The following is a 7,431-nucleotide window of genomic DNA, read 5'->3' as shown; positions in this document are numbered from 1 at the left end:
CGCCGTCCCCACCGCCCCCACCCACCTGACCGTCGACGGCCTCAGCGCACCGATGGACGTCGACCCGAGCGTGCCCGTCCGGTTCTCCTGGCAGCCGGCCGTGCTCGAGCGTGCCGCCGCGGGCCTCCCGGCGGGCGCGCCCGACCAGCGGTCCTACCGCATCGTCGTCGCCGGCTCGAGCGCCGCCGCCGCAGCGGGGACCGGCGACATCTGGGACAGCGGGGTGGTGACGTCCGGCGCGAGCCAGAACGTGTCCTACGCCGGACCGACCCTCACCGCGGGGAGCCGCTCGTGGTTCTCGGTGCAGGTCGTCGACGGCGCGGGCGCGACCTCGCCGTGGGCGACGCCGGCGACGTTCGGCACCGCGCTCGGCGGCGACTGGGGTGGAGCCCGGGCGATCTGGTCCGAGACCCCGTCGAACACCTGGTCGAACTACACCCTGTCCGGGCACTTCACGATCACGGCGAGCGCCGCGACGGTCCTCCTCCGCGGGACCGACGCGAGCGACTACTACCTCTGGCAGTTCCAGGCAGCGAGCGACCGCCTGGTCGCCGAGGTCCGGCGGGCGGGCGCCTACCGGGTGCTCGGGACGGTCGATCTGCACGCAGAGGGCGTCGACCTGGCGGTGGGCCGGGACACCGCGTTCACCGTGTCGCTCGGCGGCGACACGATCACGACGACCATCGGCGGCACGACCGTGGACACCCGGACCGACGGGACGTTCGCGAGCGGGTGGATCGGCGTGCAGACCGGCACCCACGAGTCGGCCACCTTCCGATCGCTCGCCGTCGCGGACCGCACGGGCGCGACGCTCTGGTCGCAGTCGTCGTCGAGCACCGTCGCCGACCTCGGCTGCGGGCGGGAGTCGCACGGCGTCCTCACCGTGTCGACCTCGCGCTCGTGCCTGTTCGACCCGTGGAGCAACTACACGTTCACCGAGACCTACGTCGCGACGGCGCAGCCGACCGGCGTCGTGTTCCGGGCGAAGGACGCGAAGAACGGCTACCTCTGGCAGTTCGACACCGCCACGTCGAGCCTCGTCCCGCAGGTGCAGGTGGCCGGCAAGTACAGCAAGCTCACGACGAAGAAGATCCCGCTCGGCACCAAGGTCACCTCCGGGCACGCGTACGCGATCAAGGTCCAGGTGTCCGGTTCGACCATCCGGACGTGGTTCGCCGGCCGACTGGTCGACACCCGCACCTCGCACACGGACACACGCGGCGTCATCGGCTACCGGAACGGCTCGAAGGAGAAGACGACGTTCTTGGGCCTGACCGTGACGAGCCCGGGCTCGAGCGTCCTGTATCGGAACACGTTCACGAGCAACGCCGACGTCCCCTGCGGCACGGTGTCCGGCGGCAAGGCGACGTTCCCGACCTCGGCGGCCTGCCTGATCCGCTCCGGTGCCGTGTCGGACTGGCTGTTCGCCCGCGACGAGGTGACGCTGCCGGCCCGGACGATCGCGTGGGCGACCCTCTCGGCGACCGCGACCTCCCCCGCGCCGTCCCGCCAGTACGTGTACAAGATCAGCGTCAACGGGAGCTTCGTCGGAGCCGGTCCGACCCAGTCGGTCGGCAAGGAGGTCCGCTACGACAGCTACGACGTGACGTCCCTGCTGCACGCGGGGGCGACCAACGCGATCGGGGCCCTGCTGTACACGACGTCGGACCACCGGTTCCTCGCGGAGCTCGTCGTGCACTACACCGACGGCACCGAGACCCGCGTCGGCACCGGTCCCACCTGGCGGGTGCGCACCGGCACGGGCGTGTTCCCCGCCGCCGGCTCGGTGGGTACGTCCTACTACGCCGCTCCCGTCGAGGACATCGACGCACGCCAGTACCCGTCGGGCTTCGACACCGTCGGGTTCGACGACCACGCGTGGACGCTCGCCCAGGCACGCAGCGCGTTCGCGACCAGCACGCTCACCCCGACGCCGACCGCGACGATGCTCCAGGAGGACGACGCCCCGACGACGATCACGCGGCTCGGCACCGGGCACTACCTGCTCGACTTCGGCCAGACGCGGATCGGCGGGCTCCGGCTCGCGATGACGAGCCCGGACACGCGGACGGTGGACATCCGCTACGGCGAGGTCCTCGCCAGCGGTGGTGGGTCCGTCCAGTACCAGACCACCGCCGGCAACAAGTGGGAGGACCGCTGGACCCTCAAGACCGGCTCCCAGACCCTGCGCTCCTGGGGGATCCGGGTGTTCCGGTACGTCGAGGTGTCGAACGTGCCGCAGGCGGTGACGGCGCACGACCTGCAGGCCGAGGTGCTCCGCTACCCGATCGACGCGACGGCCGCGACGTTCTCGTCGTCGTCGAGCAAGCTCGACGCGGTGTGGCAGCTGTCGCGGAACACGATCATCGACGACACGCTGGACCTGTACGTCGACTCCTGGGAGCGCGAGCGTGGCGCGTACGAGGCCGACGCGTACATCGAGCAGACCGCGCAGGAGGCCCTGTCCGCGGACGGAGCGCTCGGCACCTACTCGGTGGACTACCTGCTCGCCCACCCGACCTGGCCGACCGAGTGGCGCCTGTACGACGTCCTCGCCGTGCACGACGCTTGGGAGGCCAGCGGTGACACGACGCAGATCCGCGCCGACTACGCCGCGCTCCGCACCATCCCGCTGACCGGGTCGATCAGCCACGCGACGGGACTCGTCGACCACGCGGACGCCGACGACATCGTCGACTGGCCTGCCGGTGAGCGGGACGGCTACCAGCTGACCGACACCGACACGGTCGTGAACGCGCTGACCTACCGGGACCTCGTCGACCTCGCCGAGATGGCGGCCGCGATCGGGAAGACCGCGGACGCGGCGAGCTACCGGACCCAGGCGGCGTCCCTCCGGACCGCGATCAACGCCCGGCTCTGGGACGGCACGAAGGGTGCCTACCGCGACGGCCTGACCACGGGGACGAACAAGCCGATCGCGCACGAGGCCGTGCAAGCGACCGCGTTCGCCCTGGCGTTCGGCGTCGTCGATCCCGCGAACGTCCCGCGGGCGGCGTCGTACGTGACGGGGAAGGGCATGGCCTGCAGCGTCTACTGCGCCGCGTTCCTGCTCCCGGGTCTCTACTCGGCCGGCGCCGGATCGGCCGCGGACGCGCTGCTCACGGCGACGGACAAGACGAGCTGGATGAACATGGTGCGCGTCGGCGCGGGCTCGACGATGGAGGCGTGGGACAAGTCCCTCAAGGCCAACACGACCTACTCGCACCCGTGGGCCGCGTCGCCGGTCTCCGACGTCACGACCGGCCTGTTCGGCATCGTGCCCACCGCGCCCGGGTACGCGTCGTTCTCGGTGGCGCCGCAGCCCGGCGCCGTCGACCACGCCTCGGTCACCGAGCCCACGGTGCGCGGCACCATCGCCGCGGCCTACCAGCAACGGTCGGGAGGCGCGGTCGACCTGGCCCTGCGCGTCCCGTCCACGACGACCAGCGCGGTCACCCTGCCCGTCGGGGCGGGGTCCGGGACGACGGTCTGGGTCGACGGCGTCGCGACCACGGCGACCCGCTCGGGTTCCGCGCTCGTCGTGTCGGGGCTGCCGTCCGGCTGCCACCTGGTCTCGACCGTGTCCGCGACGAGCGCGGGGTCGGACGCGACCCTGGCCGGTCTCTGCTGACCCAGGCCCGCCGCGCTCCCCGGCCAGGCTCCCTCCGCCTGTTCTCGACATGACCGCTGTCGAACGACAACGGCGCCGTCGCCCTCGGACGCGTCACCGCCAGGACGGCACGGACCAGGACAGCGGCGGCAGGACACCGCTGGCTCCGGCCGTCGGCCGGGAGGCCCGGGACGGCCCCGCACCGCCCCTCCCGCCGTCAGATGGTCGGCGTGAGCGGCGGTGCCTCGTCGGTGAGGATCGTGAGGAGCGTCGCGATGCGTCCCTCCTGGACGGTGATGACGTCGATGCCGCGGGCCACCGGGGCATCGACGGGTCCGAACGCCCAGGCGAGCGCGCCAGCGGTGCCGCTGAGGTAGCGCGGGCCGTCCTCGGCGAACACGAACTCGGCGGGTGCTTCGTCAAGCAGTCCCGCGGCCTTGCCGAGCAGGGCGTCGCGACCGGTGACCGAGCCCTCGGGGTCGGTGAACACGACGTCGTCGGCGTAGGCGTCCTGGGCGGCGGCAGCGCGGGCGGACGCGTCGCGCTGGCCGAACACGGCGTGCAGGTTGGCGGTGAGCAGGTCGTCGACGCTGGCCATGGGGGTCCTCCGGTCGGTGATCGGTGTCCGGTCAGTCTGGCGCGGAACCGGGGTGCACGCACCTGGGAAGGCGCAGTGCCCGTCCCCCGGGACTTTGGTCGATCGGGCTGGACCAACCGGCGGAAGGGCGCGCGGAACGGCACTGACGAGCAGGCCGCCGCCTTCCGGCACGGCTACGGGCTGATCGAGCTCGACGAGACCCGGCTCGTCCGGTACGCGTGCGTGCGGGCGCTCGAGGACCTCGTGGCGACCGCGCACGCCGCCGTGCTCGGGCCGGTCGAGTCCCGGGCGGAGGAGCTCCGGGTGTTCCGCGGGATCCTGTCGCCCGTCGGGTCGGCGTCGCTCGTGGAGCCGCGGCTGCGGGCGCTGCTCGGCTGATCACGGGCCGCCTGTACAGTTCGGGGTGCGAGTTGTACATTGTGCAGATGACCGTCGTGAGCGTTGCGGAAGTACGAAGCCACCTCTCCGAGATCATCGCCAGCACGCTCCACGACGATGTCGTGATCGAGCGTCGCGGCAAGCGTGCCGCCGTCCTCGTCAGTCCCGAACACTACGAACGGATGATGGAGGCCCTCGAGGATGCCGCGGACGTGGCTGCCTTCGACAGCGCCATGGCAGAAGAAGGACCGAACGTGCCCTGGGACGAGGTGAAGGCGGACCTGGGCTGGCAGTGAGCTACCGCGTCGAACTCCGTCCCGCCGCCGCTCGAGCGCTGAAGCGGATCGACCATCAGGACCGGTCCCGTGTCCGCGGTGCGATCGCACTCCTCGGTCAGGATCCTCGCCCGCCGGGTGCGAAGGCGCTCCAGGGACGCGACGGCTTCCGCGTGCGCGTCGGTGACTACCGCATCATCTACACGATCGACGACGGTGTCCTGCTCGTGGTCGTCGTCACACTCGGGCATCGGCGCGACGTGTACCGCTGACCTCCCGCTCATGCAGGCGCAGATCCACGACCATCACCACGTACCGGTCGCGGTCCGGACGACGACGATGGCCAGCCCCGAGAGCGCGAGAACCGCCCCCAACGCGCACAGTGGAAACCACACTCCGGCACGCCCTCGCCGCCGCGCCCGGAGCCCGGGGCGTGCTCCGACGAGCACCGAGGCGATCCCGCCGAAGAAGGACAGCGGCATGCTGACGAGGAAACCCGAGTTCGAACACACGCCGTGGGGCCGACCCGTCCCACAGACCCCGGACCCGTAGAGATAGCGATTCCTGTCGAACACAGCATTGGTTGGACAAGAGCACCGCGACGACGTCAAGCGCGATGAGTGCCCACATCGCGATCACGTCGATCCGTGACGTCTCCCCTCGTCGCGGGCTCTGCCTGACACGCACCATCATGCGAGCTGTCTCGGCCATTCCTCCATCGAAGGAGTCGGGTTCGCCGACGTCGCCATCATCGACACCGGCGACACCCCGTCCGCGGGAGTCGACCCGAACCCCTCGATCTGCGGCGACTTCGACGTGCTCTCCGGCAACGCGTGATTCCCCACCACCCGGCCTCCGCTCACGCATCACCTCGCCGCAACCGCCGCCCGGCCCGCTCCTCGAGCCACCGCGCCCCGAGCAGCTCCCCGAGCGCCGGCCCGTACCGCTCGAGCGCTGCACGCTGCACGTCCGCCGAGGCGTCGAGCACCGGCATCGCGACCCCGCCCTCGCGCCCGAGCCCCGCGACGGTATCCAGCTCCTCGACGACCCGGTCGACGCCGAATGTCGTCATGTCGTCCCCGTCGAGCAGGTGGTCGAGGTGCCGGTCCATGAACACGCTGCCCCCGGCGCTCGTGCGGAGCAGGGCGTGCAGGTGCTCGGGTTCGAGCCCCATCGCCTGTCCGACGAGCAGGGCCTCGGTCGCCGCCGAGGCGTGGGCGAACCACAGGGCGTTGGCGAGCAGCTTGACGACCTGCCCGTCCTCGGCCCGGTCTCCAGCGTGCCGGACGGCTCCGCGCACGGTGAGGGCGTCGAGGACGGGACGGGCGCGCTCGACTGCTGCGGGCCTCCCACTCGCGAACAGGGTGAGGGCTGCCGCCGTCGCGTCGTCGACGGACCCGCCCATGGGCGCAGCGACCACGTCGATGCCGCGCTCGGCCGCGTCGGCGGCGAGCGCCCGCGTCGTCCGCGGATCACCGGACGTCAGGTCCAGCCACAACGCCCCGGCCGGGAGGCCCGGCAGCGCCTCCGCCATGACGGCACCGAGCTCGGGTGGTCCGGAGAGCACGGTGACGAGGACGTCCACGCGGGTGAGGAGCTCGGCGAGCGTCGGTGCCCAGCGCGCCCCGGCGGCGAGGACGTCCGGCTCGCGGGCGGGGTCGATGTCGTGCGCGAGGACGGGCCCGAGCGCGACGAGGTGCGGCAGCAACGCCGCGCCCATCCGACCGATCCCGACGACCCCGAGCACCGGACCACTGTGGCACAGGGGGCGCGCGAACCGCTCTCACTGGCCGCGGTCGCCAGGGAAGGGCGCTCGCGAGAGGGCGCGCGCGGGAAGGACGCGCGCAGACGACAAGTGCGCCGTCGCCAGACCCCGCACTTCGTCGTTGGCTCGCGCAGTTGCCGAAGTGACACAACGACCTCAGGTCCGGGACCGCGCCAGGAGCCACACGAAGTACGGCGTCCCGATCACGGCGGTCAGCAGCCCCGCCCCGATCTGCGCGGGAGCGATCACGGTCCGCCCGAGCAGGTCCGCCAGGCACACGAGCACCGCACCGAGCAGGACCGCGACCGGGACGACGCGGGCGTGCCGCCGACCGACCAGGGCCCGGGCCGCGTGCGGGGCGACGAGTCCGACGAACCCGATGGTGCCGACGGCGGCGACGGCGGTCGCGGTGAGCACGACGCTCGTCACGAGGAACAGCAACCGGGTCGCGGGCAGCCGGAGCCCGAGCAGACGCGGGGTGTCCTCGTCGAGCGACACGAGGTCGAGCGCCCGGTGCCGCAGGCCGACCACCACCAGGCCGAGCGCCAGCGCGACGACGACCGGGACGACGTCGGGCATCGTCCGCCCGTAGGTCGATCCGGACAGCCAGGTCAGGGCCTTCGTCGCGCTGAACGGGTCGGTCAGGGCGATGAGCAGCCCGATGAGCGCCGTGGTCGCCGCCGAGGCCCCGATGCCGATGAGCACGAGCCGGTCCTGCCGGAAGCCCCCGCGCGCGGCGAGCCCGAACACGACCGCCGCGACCACCCCGGCCCCGGCGAGCGCCGCCCCCGCGACGCCCCACGAC

At 72.4% G+C, this 7,431-nt stretch carries 7 protein-coding genes; 4 read left to right on the top strand and 3 right to left on the bottom strand.

Annotated elements, in window-relative coordinates:
• On the top strand, positions 1 to 3,631 hold a 3,631-nt coding region (locus DEI81_RS15760), incomplete at its 5' end, for a family 78 glycoside hydrolase catalytic domain (RefSeq protein ID WP_111011678.1).
• A 196-nt stretch (positions 3,632 to 3,827) separates the two neighbouring features.
• Here DEI81_RS15760 and DEI81_RS15755 read toward each other — a convergent pair.
• Entirely contained in the window at positions 3,828 to 4,208 is a 381-nt protein-coding gene (locus DEI81_RS15755; RefSeq protein ID WP_111011677.1) for a nuclear transport factor 2 family protein, read from the bottom strand.
• 75 nt (positions 4,209 to 4,283) lie between these two features.
• Between DEI81_RS15755 and DEI81_RS15750 the strand changes: the two genes are divergently transcribed.
• From DEI81_RS15750 to DEI81_RS15740, 3 genes are read left to right on the top strand one after another with little or no spacing between them, the layout of a single operon-like run.
• A complete protein-coding gene (locus DEI81_RS15750; protein ID WP_111011676.1) occupies positions 4,284 to 4,586 on the top strand; it encodes a hypothetical protein in 303 nt (100 codons plus the stop codon).
• A gap of 47 nt (positions 4,587 to 4,633) precedes the next feature.
• Positions 4,634 to 4,882 (top strand): type II toxin-antitoxin system Phd/YefM family antitoxin, encoded by a 249-nt coding sequence (locus tag DEI81_RS15745; RefSeq protein ID WP_111011679.1) that lies wholly within the window; start codon positions 4,634 to 4,636, stop codon positions 4,880 to 4,882.
• Positions 4,879 to 5,133: a type II toxin-antitoxin system RelE/ParE family toxin gene (locus DEI81_RS15740; protein ID WP_111011675.1), complete on the top strand. Its 255-nt coding sequence runs from the start codon at positions 4,879 to 4,881 to the stop codon at positions 5,131 to 5,133. Before DEI81_RS15745 ends, DEI81_RS15740 begins: the two co-directional genes overlap by 4 nt.
• Before the next feature lie 587 nt (positions 5,134 to 5,720).
• On the opposite strand, the gene DEI81_RS15735 is transcribed toward DEI81_RS15740, so the two are convergent.
• Both DEI81_RS15735 and DEI81_RS15730 read right to left on the bottom strand, forming a co-directional pair.
• Positions 5,721 to 6,608 carry an NAD(P)-dependent oxidoreductase gene (locus DEI81_RS15735; protein ID WP_111011674.1) on the bottom strand — a complete coding sequence of 296 codons (888 nt, stop codon included), beginning with the start codon at positions 6,606 to 6,608 and terminating at the stop codon, positions 5,721 to 5,723.
• A 174-nt stretch (positions 6,609 to 6,782) separates the two neighbouring features.
• Positions 6,783 to 7,431, bottom strand: a 649-nt coding sequence (locus DEI81_RS15730; RefSeq protein ID WP_111011673.1) for an iron chelate uptake ABC transporter family permease subunit, incomplete at its 5' end; no start/stop codon positions are given.

Source organism: Curtobacterium sp. MCBD17_013, from assembly GCF_003234565.1.
GTDB lineage: Bacteria > Actinomycetota > Actinomycetes > Actinomycetales > Microbacteriaceae > Curtobacterium.
Note: the sequence above shows the minus strand (reverse complement) of the source record. Positions and strands in the feature narration are given on the sequence as shown.

Excerpts from the sequence above, each read along its gene's own strand:
- DEI81_RS15755 (WP_111011677.1), bottom strand. The coding sequence starts at position 4,208 with ATGGCCAGCGTCGACGACCTGCTCACCGCCAACCTGCACGCCGTGTTC.
- DEI81_RS15745 (WP_111011679.1), top strand. The coding sequence starts at position 4,634 with ATGACCGTCGTGAGCGTTGCGGAAGTACGAAGCCACCTCTCCGAGATC.